Genomic DNA, 15,024 nt, shown 5'->3' with positions numbered 1-15,024 from the left:
TGTGAGGCTCAGGCCTTGAAGGCGCGCGGCGTGGGATGGGGCTGACCCAGGTCCTCCGAGCGCGCATAGGCGGAGCCGGCCCCCGGGGCTGGTGCGGACGCCGGGGCGGATGCCGGCGCCTGAGGCGGAGCCGGCTCGCTCAGCGCCGCCGCCGCCGCGGCGCGATCGGCCGCCTGCTCGTCCAGCGCCGCCAGACGCTCGGCACGGGCGCGCTCGGCCTTGGCCTCGGCCTCGCTGAGCCGCTGCGCCGATTCGGCCCGGCGCGCCTGCATCTCGGCGTAGGCGGTCTCGCCCTGACCGGGGGCGCCGGCGTCCTGCTCCCGGGGCGGAGCATCCTCCGCCAACTGCACGCGGTCGAACAGGGGGCCGCCGCCGCGGGCCCGCTGGACCCCGGTATCGGTCTGCACCGTCTCCAGCGCCCGCTCGCGCTCGACCTGGTCCAGGTGCTCGTCGCCGTTGGTGTCGAAGCGGCGCACCATCTCCGGGACGCCGATTGCGATGGCGGCCGCCATGCCGATGTTGACCGGCCCCGCCGTCGCGTCCACGTTCTCGCCGTCGGCCTCGCGCTGGGCGGCGCGGGCCTCGCGGGCGGCCGCCTCGGCCTCGTCGGCCTCGTCCGCCTTGTCGTCGGCGCGCAGGCGCGCCGCCGGCGGCGTATGCGACGACGGATTGCGCAGACTGTCGGACGCCTCCGGCGGTTCCACCGGACCGCGCGTCTCCTGGCGCTGGGCGGCCAGGGGGGACAGGTCCACCACGTCCTCAACGCGGCGGCTGTCACGGTCGTGCGGATCACCCGACTGGCGGACGATCGACCGCATGGTGGACGACAGCAGGCCGCTCGACCCGCTGGGACCACCGGCTCCAAAGGATTCAGCCATCACACCCTTCCTTTCTGGAGGTGGGAGGTGGAGAGTCTGGAGGTGGAGAGGGGAGCGCGCCCCGAACGAGGGCCACGTCCATCCGGTCCTGGTCCGATCTCGGAGCACAGTGTAACAGTGTTGACCGCGCCTTTGAAGGGCAGTCCAAGAGCACGACAGGCGCCAGCACAGCGCCTGATCCTGTCCAGGTCTCCAACACGTTGATGCACAACGCGAGCGCTTCTTTGGGACTCCCCTTGTCCCGACAATGCGCCTAAAATCGGTGGTGCTTCGGCGGCCCGGTTTGGTTTGCGCGGGCCTGGTTCACGCCCCGCCCGATGCCGAGTCGCGGGCCCCGGGCGGGGGGCGCCGCCGCGACTCGGGCCGCGGCCCACGCCCCAGCCCCGGGCCAGCGGGTCGCGCGCAGACACCACACACGACACCACGCAACGACATGGGAGCGGCTGTGGAGGATCGACGGACGGCGGAGCGCGCCACCATCCTGGTGGTGGACGATGATCCGTTGACGCGGGACGTCCTCGGCGCCGCCCTGACGACGGCCGGGCTGCGCGTCGTGACCGCCGCCGACGGGCGGGCCATGGCCGCCGTGATGGCGCGCGAGCCGGTGCGCGTCGTGCTGCTGGACATCGCCATGCCGGGCAAGGACGGCCTGACCCTGACGCGCGACCTGCGCCGCCAGTCGGATGTGGGCGTCATCCTGGTCACCGCGCGCGACCGCCGCGAGGACCGCCTCGCCGGGCTGGAGCGGGGGGCCGACGACTACATCGTCAAGCCGGTGGACGAGGCCGAACTGGTCATGCGGGTGCGCGGCCTGTTGCGCCGCATGGACAGCGCGCCAGCACGCCCCGTGACCGCCCGCCGCCGCCGCTTCGGCCGCTGGGAAATGGACCTGCACGCCCGCACGGTGCGGGAGACCGCCCCCGAGGGCCACGAACTGCGCCTGACCGGGGCCGAGTTCGACCTGCTGGCCACCTTCGTCGACAACGCGGGCGCGGTGCTGACCCGCCAGCAGCTTCTGTCCGGCCATCGGCCGGGCGCGTTCGAGCCGACCGAACGCACCGTCGACGTGCTGGTGCGCCGCCTGCGCCAGAAGCTGGAGGATGACCCCTCCGCGCCGCGCCTGATCGTCACCGTCCATCGGGCCGGCTACATCTTCACCGCCGACATCACCGCCGACATCACCGCCGACGAGCCGTGACGCGGCGCCTCCCCGCGTCCGCACCACCCCGGCCCGGCCGGGCGGGCCGGCGCCGCCGTCCCGCCATCAGGTCGCGCGCGTATCGGGCGCGACCGGCTCGGCCGGGGTGGCGGTTCGGCTGGCGCCGGTCCGCCGGGTCAGCCGGCGGATGACGACGAAGAACAGCGGCACCAGCAGCACACCCAGCACGGTGGCGGCGATGGTGCCGCCCAGCACGCCCGAACCGATGGCGTTGCGCCCGGCCGCCCCCGCGCCGCTGCTCAACACCAGCGGGGTCACCCCCAGCCCGAACGCCATCGAGGTCATGATGATCGGCCGGAAGCGCTGGCGCGCCGCCTCGACCACGGCGTCCAGCAGCGGCTCGCCGGCATCCTGGCGGGCGCGCGCGAACTCCACGATCAGAATCGCGTTCTTGCCGGTCAGGCCGATGGTGGTCAACAGGCCAACCTGGAAGAAGACGTCGTTGGCGAAGCCGCCGATGGCGGCCGCCACCAGCGCGCCCAGCACCCCGATGGGCATGGCGAACATCACCGCCGCCGGGATCGCCCAGCTTTCGTAGAGCGCCGCCAGCGACAGGAACACCGCCGCCAGCGACAGGGCGTACAGCAACGGCGCCTGGCCGCCGGTCTCGCGCTCCTCCAGCGACAGGCCGGTCCAGGCCACGTCGAAGCCGGGCGGCAACTGCGCCGCCAGCCGTTCGATCTCGTCCATCGCCTCGCCGGTCGTCACGCCGGGCACCGGCTGGCCCTGCAACTGCATCGCCGGCACCCCGTTGTAGCGGTACAGGCCCTGCGGCCCGAAGCGCCAGCCGGCCTCGGCCACGTTGGAGAACGGCACCAGCCCGCCGCTGGCGTTGCGCACCCGCCAGCGCTCGATATCCTCCGGGGTGCGCCGCGCCTCGGCCTCGCCCTGCACGTAGACCTTCTTGATGCGGCCGCGATCCAGGAAGTCGTTGACGTAGCGCCCGGCCCAGGCGGTCTCCAGCAGGTTGGCCACGTCCTGCGCCGTCAGCCCCATGGCGCCGGCCTTGCGCCAGTCCAGATCGAGCGAGAACTGGGCCGCGTCCTGGAGGCCGTTGGGGCGGATGGAGCCGATCAGCGGGCTCTCGGCGGCCATGCCCATGAGCTGGTTCCGGGCCGCCAGAAGCTCTTCGTGGGTCTGGCCGCCGCGGGCCTGAAGGTAGAAGTCGAAACCGGAGACGTTGCCCAGTTCGATCACCGACGGCGGCACGATCGGGAAGATGAGCGCGTCGCGCACCTGGGAGAGGGCGCCAAAGGCGCGCCCGGCCACCGCCTGCACGCTCTGCGCCGGCGACGGCCGCTCGTCCCAGTCCTTCAGCCGCACGAAGGCGATGCCGACGTTCTGCCCCACACCGGCGAAGCTGAACCCCACCACGGTGAACACCGACTCGACGGTCTCCGGCTCGGCCTCGCTGAAATGGGTCTCGATCCGCTTCATCACGTCGAGCGTGCGTTCTGCGGTGGCGCCGGACGGGGCCTGCACCAGGGTGAACAGGATGCCCTGATCCTCGTCCGGCAGAAAGCCGGTCGGCGTCTGGGAGAACAGCCAGCCCATGCCGCCCACCAGCGCCAGGTAGATGACGCCGATGCGCAGCGGCCGGCGCACGATGCCGCCCACGCCCTTGGTATAGCCGCGCGTCAGTCCGCCGAAGCCGCGGTTGAACCAGGCCAGCGGCCCGCGTTTCGGGTGCGTGTCGCGGGCCTTCAGCAGGGTGGCGCACAAGGCCGGCGACAGCGTCAGGGCCACCAGCACCGACAGCGCCATGGCCGAGACGATGGCGATGGAGAACTGCCGGTAGATCACCCCGGTGGAGCCCCCGAAGAAGGCCATCGGCACGAACACCGCCGACAGCACCAGCGCGATTCCGATCAGGGCGCCGGTGATCTGGCCCATCGACTTGCGGGTGGCCTCGCGCGGGCTCAGGCCCTCCTCCTCCATGATGCGTTCGACGTTCTCCACCACCACGATGGCGTCGTCGACCAGCAGGCCGATGGCCAGCACCATCGCCAGCATGGTCAGCGTGTTGATGGTGAACCCGGCCGCCGCCAGCACCCCGAACGTGCCCAGCAGCACCACCGGCACCGCCAGGGTCGGGATCAGGGTGGCGCGCAGGTTGCCCAGGAACAGGTACATCACCAGGAAGACCAGGAGGATGGCCTCGAACAGGGTCTTGACCACCTCCTCGATGGAGATCTTCACGAACGGCGTGGTGTCGTAGGGAATGGTGTAGACGACGCCCTCGGGGAAGAACTGCGCCAGTTCGTCCAGCCGGTCCTTGACCCGCTCGGCGGTGTCGAGCGCGTTGGCGCCGCTGGCCAGGCGCAGCGCCATGCCGGCCGCCGGCTGGCCGTTGTAGCGGGAGATGGTGTTATAGGTCTCGGCGCCGATCTCGACCCGGGCGACGTCCTTGAGCAGCACCAGGCCGCCGTCGGTCTCGGCGCGGACCACGACCTGTTCGAAGTCGAACGGCGTCTGCAACAGCGACTGGGCGGTGATGGTGGCGTTGAGCTGCTGGCCCTCGACCGCCGGCAGGGCGCCGAACTGGCCCGCCGAGATCTGCGCGTTCTGGGCCGAGACCGCGGCCACCACGTCGGACGGCGCCAGTTCGAAGGCGGCCAGCTTTTCCGGATCGAGCCAAATCCGCATGGCATAGGGCGAGCCGAACACCTCGACCTCGCCGACGCCGTCGATGCGGCTGATCTCGTCGACGATGTTGGACGACAGGTAGTCCGACAGGTCCACCTGGGTCAGGGCGCCGTCCTCGGCGATCAGGCCGATCACCATCAGGAACCCGGCGGCCGTCTTCTGCACCGTCACGCCCTGGCGCTGCACCACCTCGGGCAGCAACGGCTGGGCCTGACTGAGCTTGTTCTGGACCTGCACCTGAGCGATGTCGGGGTCGGTGCCGGTGCGGAAGGTCAGGGTGATGGTGGCCGTGCCCGCCGAGGTCGAACTGGACGACAGGTAACGCAGGCCGTCGAGGCCGGTCATCTGCTGTTCGATGACCTGGGTGACGGTGCTCTCCACGGTCTCGGCCGACGCGCCGGGGTAGTTCGCGGCGACGCTGACTGTGGGCGGCGCGATGGCCGGGTACTGCGACACCGGCAAGGCCAGGACCGACAGCACGCCGATGCCCATGATGATGATGGCGATCACCCAGGCGAACACCGGGCGGTCGATGAAAAAGCGGGCCATGACGCGGGCTCCCGGTGGGCGATCGGATCAGGGGCGGGTGGCGGCGGTCTCGGGCGACCCGGCCGGGGCGGGCTCGGGGGTGGCGGCGCGTTCCTCCGGCACGGCGGGGGCGCCGGGGCGCACCTTCTGAAGTCCTTCGACGATCAGGCGGTCGCCCTCGGACAGGCCGGCGCGCACGATCCAGTCGGCCCCGCGCGCCGCGATCACCTCCAGGGTGCGCTGTTCGACGCGGTTGTCGGGCGTAACCACCATGGCGGTGGGGCGGCCGCGGCGGTCGTAGGTCACGCCCTCCTGGGGGGCCAGGACCACGGTCTCGGCCACGCCTTGGGGCATGGCGACGCGCACGTACATGCCGGGCAGCAGCAGGCGGTCCGGGTTCGGAAACTCCAGGCGCAGGGTCACCACCCCGGTCTGCTCATTGACGTAGGGCTCGGCGGCGGTCAGCGAGCCGACGTGCTCGTAGCGCGCGCCGTCGGCCAGGGTCAGGGTCACCGGCGCCTCCGTGGCGGCGCGCTCCTCGGTCATCTGGCCGCGCCGCCAGGCCAGGATCTCGGCCGCCGACTGGGTGACGTCGACCAACACCGGGTCAATGGTCCGGATGATCGCCAAGGGCTGCGTCTGTCCGTTGGTGACCAGCGCGCCCTGGGTGGTCAGGGACCGGCCGATGACACCGTCGAGCGGCGCCTTGATGGTGGTCCGGTCCAGGTCGATCTGGGCCGTGTTGAGGGCTGCTTCGGCCACCTGCACGGCGGCGGCGGCCATGTCGCGGGCGGCGACCGCCTCGTCATAGGTGCGCACGCTGGCGACCTTCTGGCGCACCAGCTCGCCCTGGCGGTCGGCGTCGCGTTCGGCGGCGCGCAGCTCCGCCTGCGCCTGCGCCACCTGGGCCCGGGCGGAGGCGACGCGGGCTTCGTAGGTCGCATCGTCGATCCGGTACAGGGGCTGGCCGACGGTGACGTCGGAGCCCTCGTGGAACAGGCGTTCGATGATGATCCCGTCCACCTGCGGCCGCACCTCGGCCACCGCCGAGGCCACCACGCGCCCGGGCAGGTCGGCGGTCAGGGTGACATCCTGGGCGGCCAGGGTCACCACGGTGACGGTGGGGGGCGGGCGCTCGCCTCCGCCTTGCTGCGGCGCCTGGGCCAGGGCGGCCGGGATGCAGGAAAGCGTCACGATCGCGAGCACCAGCGCGCACGCGACCCGGGGCCGGCGGGAGACTATCATGGACCACTCCGCATGCGGTGCGCGTCGCGGCGCACCGCCGAGTCTGGGAACTGAGCCTGGGGACCGGGACCTGGGTGACCGCATGGGACACCAGGGCCGGGTCGCGCGGGAATTTGGAAACTGGACGGTTTCCTAAATACGCCCTACCCTGGCCCGATGCAAGCGACTTGTGCCGACGGGAGACCCGACACACCATCATGACCATGGATCAGGACGCCACCGGGGAGATGCGCCCGGGCCGACGCGGCCGGCCGGCGCTGGACGCGGAGACGCGCGCGGCGCGCATCTTCGATGCGGTCGAGACCGTGATTTCCGAGGTCGGCCTTCAGGGCGTCAGCATGAACGCCATCGCGCGCGCGGCCGGGATGTCGAAGCGAACGCTGTACGGGCTGTACGATGGCCGTGACCACCTGTTCGAGGCCTGGGTACGGCATGCGCGCGCCTCGGTCGTGCGCCCGCTGCCGCCGCAGGCGCACGGGCTGCCGCTGGCCGAGCGGCTGCGCCTGCTGTTGCGGCTGGAGGGCCAGCACTGCCTGTCGGGCCGGCGGCTGGCGGTGCTGCGGTCGATGGTGGCGGAAGCGCCGCGCTATCCGGAGCTGGCGCGTGCCTTCGTGCGCGAGGGCTGGCGCGCCGCCCGCGGCATCGTCGCCGAGGAGCTGACCCGGGCCGCGGCGGCCGGGGAAATCCGGGTCGACGACCCCTGGCAGGCGGCCATGATCCTGCTCGACATGGCCTACCAGGACCCGCTGGACCCCCTGATCGACCCGGACATCACACCGGACGACTCCGCCGCCGCCGATGCCCGCCTCGACCGGGCGATCCGGATCTTCCTGGGCGGCACCCGCGCAGCGGACGCGGCGCCTTAGCGCGGATCGCGATCACCGCACGAGTAACAGCCAAAGGTTGGGGCTCACCGATATCGCGCTGCGAGTCCGGTGTGTCGCCCTCGGCTGGAGGCCCCGCCGCCGGCCGGGACGCCCCCGTTCAGTGCGGGGGCAGGCGCGCCATGTTGCGCCAGAAGCTCTCGATGCCCTTGACCACCTCGATGAAGCGGTCGAAGTCCACCGGCTTGACGATGTAGCAGTTCGCGTGCAGTTCGTAGCCGTGCAGGATGTCGGATTCGGCCTGCGACGTGGTGAGAACGATCACCGGCGTGCGCTTGAGATCGGCATCCTGCTTGATCTCGGCCAGGACCTCGCGGCCATCCTTGCGCGGCAGATTGAGATCGAGCAGCACCAGATCGGGGCGCGGCATGCTGGCGTAGCGCCCCTCCCCCCGCAGGAAGGCCATGGCTTCGATGCCGTCCTGCACCACATGCAACCGGGTCTGGCTGCCGCCTTCCTTGAAGGCCTCGGCCGCCAGGCGCGCGTCCCCCGGATTGTCCTCGACCAGCAGAATGTCCATGGTTCGCGTGGACCCCCTGAGGCGTTATGTGTTGACTTGGGTCGGCGGGATCCTCCCGCAACCGGATGGCGGCCGGCCAGCCCCGTATCCCCCCGCAGCCGGGTCCCCCCGCAGCCGGGCCGTCCCGCCTTCTAGCACGCCGCGGCGTGACCGGAGAAGAAGCGGATCGCATTCTTGCCGGCGCGCTTGGCCTGGTACATGGCGGCGTCGGCGGCGTGCAACAAGCTCTCGTAGCTGACCCCATCGTCGGGGATCATGGCGATGCCGATGCTCGCGGTCAGGCGCATGCCGGTCAGGTCCTCGGCGAACGGCCGGGTGGTCTCCTGCAACAGCTTCTCGGCCACCGCGGCGGCGGCCTCGCGGCCGCGCACCTCGGGCAGGATGACCACGAACTCGTCGCCGCCCAGGCGCGCCACCTCGTCGGAGATGCGCACGGCGCCGCGCAGCCGGCCGCCGATCTCGCGCAGCACGGCGTCCCCGGTCGAGTGCCCGGCGGTGTCGTTGACCGCCTTGAAGCCGTCCAGGTCCAGGAACAGCAGGGCGGCGTCGCGCTGATAGCGGGTGGCCTGTTCCACCGTGCTGGTCAGCAGGCGGGTGAAGAGCTGACGGTTGGCCAGGCCGGTCAGGGGGTCGGTGGTGGCCTGGCGCAACAACTCCTGCTCGGCCCGGCGGCGGAAGGTGATGTCGCTGAAGATGGCGACGTAGCCGGCGATGCCGCCGCTCTCGTCGGTGACCACGTTGATGCGCAGCCACTCGGGATAGACTTTGCCGTCCTTGCGCCGGTTCCAGATCTCGCCTTCCCAGGCGCCGGTCTCGCGCAACTGGTGCCAGAGTTCATCGTAGAACGCCGGCTCGTGCACGCCGGCGTGCAGCACGTTGGGTTGACCGCCGACCATCTCGTGGCCGTCGTAGCCCGTGACGCGCGAGAAGGCGGGGTTGACCCGCACCACCTTGCCGGCGGCATCGGTCACCATGATGCCGGTGTCGATGTTGCGGAAGGCGGCCTCGGCCAGCAAGAGGCGCTGGTTGGCGCGGTGCCGCTCGACGGCGTACAGGATCGACCGCTTGATGAGCTGGCCGTCGCCGCGCCCCTTCACCAGATAGTCCTGGGCGCCGCGCTGGACCGCGCCGATGGCGACATCGGTGGCGTCGATCCCGGTCAGGACCACGATGGCGATGTCGGCGCGGGCCCGGTGCACCGTCTCCAGCGTCACCAGGCCCTCCGAATCGGGCAGCGTCAGGTCCAGCAGGATGACGTCATAGGACTCGCGCGCCAGGACCGTCAGGGCCTGGGACAGGGTGCGGACGTGGGTGAAGGTCAGGGGGGCTCCGTCCGCATCGTCCAGGAGATACTGGATCAGACGCCCGTCCGCCACGTTGTCTTCGATCAAAAGGCAGGTAAGGCCTTGGTGCGCATCCATGATCCCGCGTGCCGCCGTAACCCGTCCGTGTGATACCCGGACCCGCCGTCCCCCAACGGCCGATCCGCGACGCTCTGCCCCCTTGGAGCCCCGCGATACGGGAACAAACAGTCCGAAAGCGCGGTTCAGACCGGCTACTGAACGCCAAGTCGCCGCGCGGGGTCAAGACGAAACGGCGGCTGGCACCACCGAAACGCGCATCAGAAGTCCAGGTTTTACGCCGTCTTGGGCGTCTCCCCGGATCCGGCTTCGTCGGCCAGGTTGAGTTCGGCCGCCTCCAGCGCCGCCCTCTGCCGGGCGGCCAGGGCCTCCACGTCGAAATCGTCGATGAGATTCCGGAACATCTGGTGCCAGTTGATCTCCGCCTTCAGGTGCAGGAAGACGGACCCCAGACCGATGGCGGCCCGGTCCATCAGAACGAACTCGCGCGGCGGCTTGACGCCGCCCAACCGCTTCAACTTCTCGTGCACCCCCTCGGCCACCGACCGACCCTGGCGACCGCCGTTGGTTTCCTGGATGCGCCGGGTGCGATCCTCCATGAGAGGGGCATAGATGAAACGAGCCCACAGATTCAAGACTTCGATCAGTTCGCGATCAAGATTCGTGAAGCCCCAGTTCTCGTACGCATGCACCGCCCGCTCATCGTCATCATCGCGAAGCGCGAAGAACAGGTCAATCACGCCTTTGACGAACATCGGCCGGAAGACCCGGATCGCACCAAAGTCCAGAAGATTGATGCTGGTGTCTTCGCGGACCGTGTAGTTGCCCAGGTGCGGATCGCCATGGATGACGCCGTATTCATAGAACGGCACGTACCAGGCCCGGAACATGTTCATGGCGATCGCGTTGCGCACCTCGGCCGGGGCATCGACGAAGGACAGAAGTCGCTGGCCATCGAGCCAGGTCATGGTCAGCAGCCGGTGGGTGGACAGCTCCGGGATGACCCGCGGCACCTGCACCGTCGGCACGTCGCGGAGCATGTGCCGGTACAGCGCCATGTTGCGCGCCTCGCGCCCGTAGTCCAGTTCCTCACGCAGGCGCTCGGCGATCTCGGCGTGGATATCGCTGGGGTCGATGGCCGTGTCGTAGCGGCGATAGAGCGTGATGATCCAGCGCAACTGGCGCAGATCGGCCTCCACCACCGACGCCATATCCGGGTATTGCAGCTTGCAAGCCAGCCGGGTGCCATCGTGCAGGGTGGCCCGATGGACCTGTCCGAGCGAGGCGGCGGCGGCGGCCGTCAGGTCGAAGTCGCCGAAGCGGGCACGCCAATCCGCCCCCAGTTCGGTCTTCATGCGTCGGCGCACGAACGGTCCGCCCATGTGCGGGGCGTCGGCCTGCAACTGCGACAGCTCGCGGGTGAACTCCTCGGGCAGCGCCTCCGGGATGGTGGACAGGATCTGCGCCACCTTCATGAGCGGCCCCTTCAGGCCGCCCAGCGCCTCGCGCAGTTCCTCGGCCTGCCGGCTCTTGTCGAACTTCATGCCCAGGTACCGTTCGCCGGCGGCGCGCGCGGCGAACCCGCTCATGGCGGTCGAGACCTGGGCGTAGCGACGAACGCGCCCGCCCAGGTTATTGGATTCACGCCTGCTGTTTTCCGCCATGGTGTCAGGCCATCTGCTCCAGTTCGTCGATGAAGCCCTTGAGCACGCCCAGCCCCTGGCGCCAGAACGCGGGATCGCTGGCGTCCAGCCCGAACGGGGCCAGCAACTCGCGGTGCCGTAGCGTGCCGCCGGCGGCCAGCATCTCCAGGTACTTGTCCTGGAAGCCGTCGACCGTGCCGGCCTGGTAGACGGCATAGAGGCTGTTCACCAGACAGTCGCCGAAGGCGTAGGCGTACACATAGAACGGGGTGTGGATGAAGTGCGGGATGTAGGTCCAGTAGACCTTGTATTCGTCGTCGAAGGCAAAGGCCGGCCCCAGGCTTTCCCTCTGCACCTCCATCCAGATGGCGTTGAGGCGTTCCTCGGACAGCGCACCCTCGCGCCGCTCCAGATGCACCCGGCGCTCGAACTCATGGAACGCGATCTGGCGCACCACGGTGTTGAGCATGTCCTCCACCTTGCCGGCGAGCATGGTGCGGCGCCGCTTGGGATCGGTCTCGGCGTCCAGCATGGCGCGGAAGGTCAGCATCTCGCCGAACACCGACGCCGTCTCCGCCAGGGTCAGCGGCGTGTCGGCCATCAAGGCACCGCGCGGCGCGGCCAGCACCTGATGGACGCCGTGGCCCAGCTCGTGCGCCAGCGTCATGACGTCGCGGGTGCGGCCCATGAAGTTGAGCAGCAGGTAGGGATGCGCCGACGGCACGGTGGGATGGGCGAACGCGCCGGAGGTCTTGCCGGGGCGCGGCGGCACGTCGATCCAGGCGTTGTCGAAAAAGCGCTGCCCGACCTGCGCCAGCCGCGGGCTGAACGCGCCGTAGGCGCCGAGCACGGCGTCGCGCGCCTCCGACCAGGTGAAGCGGCGATCCTCAGCGTCCGGCAGCGGCGCGTTGCGGTCCCAGTACGCCAGGCGATCGAGCCCGAACCAGCGCGCCTTGAGGGCATAGTACCGATGTGCCGTTTCGGCGTAGGACTCCCTGACCGCGCCCACCAGCGCATCGACCACCGCGTCCTCGACGTGGTTGGCCAGGTTGCGCGAGGCCATCGGATGATCGTGGTTGCGCCAGTGGTCCTCGATCTGCTTGTCCTTGGCCAGGGTGTTGGTGATATGCGCGAACAGGCGGGTCTGGGCGCCCAGCCCGGCGCCGATGGCCTTGCCGGCGGCGCGGCGGCGCGCACGATCGGTATCGGAGAGCTGGTCCAGCGCCTCGGTCACGGTGCGGGACTGGCCGTCGATGTCGAACCGCAGGTGCGCCAGGGTTTCGTCGAACAGCCGCACCCAGGCGGCCCGGCCGGCGACGTCCTTCTCGTGCAGCAGGCGCTCCATCGCCTCGGGCAGCTCGTGGTCGCGGAACACCCGCAGGTCGCGCAGCCACGGCCCGTAGTGCGCCGTCTCCGGCGCCGCCATCCGGTCCGCCAGGGCGTTCTCGTCGAGCTGGTTGATCTCCAGCGTGAAGAACAGCAAATGAGCGGAGATGTCGGTCACCCGCTCCTGGATCCCCTGGTAGAAGCGACCGATGTCGGGGTCGGTCTGGTCGGCGGCGTGGCGCAGTTGGGCATAGGACATGACCCGGAACAGCACCTCGCTGATGCCCTCGAATTCCGCGATCGCCCGGCCCAGGGCCGCGCCGTCCAGCGTCGCCACATGACCGAGGTGACGGTCACGGAAACCGTGTGCGGCCGTCATCGCCGCATCGAGGTCGCCGGCGAGGCGGGGATCGTCGTCGCCGGCGTAGAGGTCGGTCAGATCCCAGCCCGGCAGCGTCTCGCCGGATGCGCCCGCGGGGGACGCGGGCGGCGCGCCGCCGCCTTCCGGCGCGCGCGGACGACGGTCGGGGGTCGGAAGCGTCGGAACGGATCGGGGCATGCGTTACCTCCCTTGCACGGACGCGATATGGGGTGCCGACCGCGCCGGATCCACAGGTGATCCGGTGGCGATCCGGTGGCGATCCGGCCGTGTGCGACGCGGGGGCGCGCCGGCCCCGCAGGGCGGGCCACTTCATCCTTGCCTTCGCGTCAAGGCGCGGCGAAGAAGGAACACCGGAAACCGAAAACGCCGAACAATGACAAGGCGGTCCGACCGGCGTGGCGATCACCCGACGGGAACACCGCCAAACCATAGGGAGCCTCGTCCGTGCCTGCCGACAGCCGCCGCGCCATCGACTACGGGACGGTCACCGACTTGGTCGACGCCTTCCTGCACCAGGCCCAGCGTTTCGCCCGCCAGCCGCTGCTCTGGCGCAAGGTCGAGGGACGCTACCGGCCGATGTCCTGGGCCCACGTCGAGCGGGACGCGGTGGCCCTGGCCAACGCCCTGGTCTCCCAGGGCATCGAACCCGGCGACCGGGTCGCGCTGATCGCGGAGAACAGGCCCGAGTGGTTCGTCGCCGACCTCGCCATCCTGATGGCCGGCGCGGTGGTGACGCCCTGCTACGTCACCAACACGGTGGCCGATCACCTGCACGTTCTCAATGACTCGGGCGCCAAGGCGATGATCGTCTCGACGCCCAAGCTGGCCCCGCGGGCGCTGGAGGCGGCCGGCAAGGCGCACGTCACCCCGTTCGTCATCGCCATCGAGGACACCAACCTGCACCAGTACACGGGCATCGACGTGCTCTCGTGGGTGGGCCTGCTGGCCCGCCACGCCGGCCGGCCGCGCCCGGCCACGCTGGCCGCCATCGAGCCCGACGACCTGGCCGCCATCATCTACACCAGCGGCACCGGCGGCGCCCCCAAGGGGGTCATGCTGAGCCATCGCAACATCCTGCACAACTGCCGCGGCGCTTACGAACTGCTGCGCAGCATTGGCCTGGGCCGCGAGGTGTTCCTGTCGTTCCTGCCGCTGTCGCACTCCTACGAGCACACCGCCGGCATGCACTTCCCGATCACCATCGGCGCCGAGGTCTGGTTCGCCGAGAGCATCGACCGGCTGGCGACCAACATGGCCGAGGCGCGCCCGACCATCATGACCGCGGTGCCGCGGCTGTACGAGACCATGCGCACGCGCGTTCTGCGCGGCCTGGAGGCCCAGCCCGAGACCAAGCGCCGGATGTTCCAGCGCACGCTCGACCTGGGCCTGAAGAAGTACCATGACCCCAAGAGCCTGGGCCTGGGCGAGCGCGTCGCCGACCTGGTGCTCGACCGGCTGGTGCGCAACAAGGTGCGCAAACGGTTCGGCGGTCGCCTGAAGGCCATGGTCTCCGGCGGCGGACCGCTCAACGTCGAGGTGGGGCTGTTCTTCCACGCCCTCGGCGTGCCCATCCTCCAGGGTTACGGCCAGACCGAATCCTCGCCCGTCATCAGTTGCAACCCGCCCGGACGCGTGCGCATGCACACCGTGGGGCCGCCGATCCGCGACGTCGCCGTGCGTATCGCCGAGGACGGCGAGATCCTGGTCAAGGGCGACCTGGTGATGAAGGGCTACTGGCAGAACGAGGCCGCCACCCGCGAGACCGTCGACGCCCAGGGCTGGCTGCACACCGGCGACGTCGGCCTCATCGACGATCAGGGCTACATCCAGATCACCGACCGCAAGAAAGACATCATCGTCAATTCCGGCGGCGACAACATCTCGCCGCAGCGGGTCGAGGGCCTGCTGTGCCTGGAGCCCGAAATCGGCCAGGCCATGGTCTACGGCGACCGCCGGCCCCATCTGGTCGCCCTGCTGGTGCCGGACGAGGACTGGCTGCGGCGCTGGGCGGACAAGGCGGACAAGAGCAGTCAGGCCGCCGACCTGGCCGCGCTGGCCGAGGACGCCGACCTGCGCAAGGCGATGACGGACGCCATCGGCCGCGTCAACGCCAAGCTGGGCCAGATCGAGAAGGTGCGCCGCTTCATGATCGCGCCGGAGCCGTTCACGGTCGAGAACGACCAGATGACGCCGACCATGAAGGTGCGCCGCCACATCATCAAGGCGACCTACGGCCCCCGCCTGGAGAAGCTCTACGGCGGCTGACCCGGGCCAGCCCTCGCGCGCGGCCCCTTTTCGCGCCCCGGCGGGCTCTGTACACTCGCGCACGTCGTGCGGCGCCGTCCGGCCACGAGGGGTGCCCCGCGCGGCCCGCGGCCCGTTCTCCCTGCAG

Annotated in this window: 10 protein-coding genes; 3 read left to right on the top strand and 7 right to left on the bottom strand. The window is 70.4% G+C overall.

All coding sequences use genetic code 11. The features are described from left to right. Positions 1–8: 8 nt before the first annotated feature. Entirely contained in the window at positions 9–878 is an 870-nt protein-coding gene (locus tag GGD88_RS00985) for a hypothetical protein (RefSeq protein WP_184430959.1), read from the bottom strand. Positions 879–1,323: 445 nt separating this feature from the next. On the opposite strand from GGD88_RS00985, the gene GGD88_RS00980 reads away from it, so the two are divergent. After that, complete coding sequence (locus GGD88_RS00980; RefSeq protein WP_343056173.1) at positions 1,324–2,076, top strand: response regulator; 753 nt, start codon at positions 1,324–1,326, stop codon at positions 2,074–2,076. A gap of 66 nt (positions 2,077–2,142) precedes the next feature. Here GGD88_RS00980 and GGD88_RS00975 read toward each other — a convergent pair whose 3' ends face one another. After that, positions 2,143–5,292: an efflux RND transporter permease subunit gene (locus tag GGD88_RS00975; RefSeq protein ID WP_184430957.1), complete on the bottom strand. Its 3,150-nt coding sequence runs from the start codon at positions 5,290–5,292 to the stop codon at positions 2,143–2,145. A 27-nt stretch (positions 5,293–5,319) separates the two neighbouring features. Continuing rightward, entirely contained in the window at positions 5,320–6,516 is a 1,197-nt protein-coding gene (locus GGD88_RS00970) for an efflux RND transporter periplasmic adaptor subunit (RefSeq protein WP_184430956.1), read from the bottom strand. 197 nt (positions 6,517–6,713) lie between these two features. Between GGD88_RS00970 and GGD88_RS00965 the strand changes: the two genes are divergently transcribed. After that, positions 6,714–7,382 carry a TetR/AcrR family transcriptional regulator gene (locus GGD88_RS00965; RefSeq protein WP_184430955.1) on the top strand — a complete coding sequence of 223 codons (669 nt, stop codon included), beginning with the start codon at positions 6,714–6,716 and terminating at the stop codon, positions 7,380–7,382. Positions 7,383–7,500: 118 nt separating this feature from the next. On the opposite strand, the gene GGD88_RS00960 is transcribed toward GGD88_RS00965, so the two are convergent. The 4 genes from GGD88_RS00960 to GGD88_RS00945 all read right to left on the bottom strand — a co-directional run bounded on the left by GGD88_RS00960 (position 7,501) and on the right by GGD88_RS00945 (position 12,809). Then, entirely contained in the window at positions 7,501–7,920 is a 420-nt protein-coding gene (locus GGD88_RS00960) for a response regulator (RefSeq protein WP_184430954.1), read from the bottom strand. 131 nt (positions 7,921–8,051) lie between these two features. Next, on the bottom strand, positions 8,052–9,341 hold the full coding sequence (locus tag GGD88_RS00955; protein ID WP_184430953.1) for a diguanylate cyclase domain-containing protein: 1,290 nt from the start codon (positions 9,339–9,341) through the stop codon (positions 8,052–8,054). A 215-nt stretch (positions 9,342–9,556) separates the two neighbouring features. After that, entirely contained in the window at positions 9,557–10,945 is a 1,389-nt protein-coding gene (locus GGD88_RS00950) for an ABC1 kinase family protein (RefSeq protein ID WP_184430952.1), read from the bottom strand. A 4-nt stretch (positions 10,946–10,949) separates the two neighbouring features. After that, positions 10,950–12,809: a M3 family oligoendopeptidase gene (locus tag GGD88_RS00945; protein ID WP_184430951.1), complete on the bottom strand. Its 1,860-nt coding sequence runs from the start codon at positions 12,807–12,809 to the stop codon at positions 10,950–10,952. 267 nt (positions 12,810–13,076) lie between these two features. Here GGD88_RS00945 and GGD88_RS00940 point away from each other — a divergent pair, with 267 nt between their 5' ends. Further along, entirely contained in the window at positions 13,077–14,897 is a 1,821-nt protein-coding gene (locus GGD88_RS00940) for an AMP-binding protein (RefSeq protein ID WP_184430950.1), read from the top strand. Positions 14,898–15,024 lie beyond the last annotated feature (127 nt).

Source organism: Roseospira goensis (assembly GCF_014197795.1).
Lineage (GTDB): Bacteria > Pseudomonadota > Alphaproteobacteria > Rhodospirillales > Rhodospirillaceae > Rhodospira > Rhodospira goensis.
The sequence above is the reverse complement of the archived record's forward strand: the minus strand, read 5'-3'. Positions and strand labels throughout refer to the sequence as shown.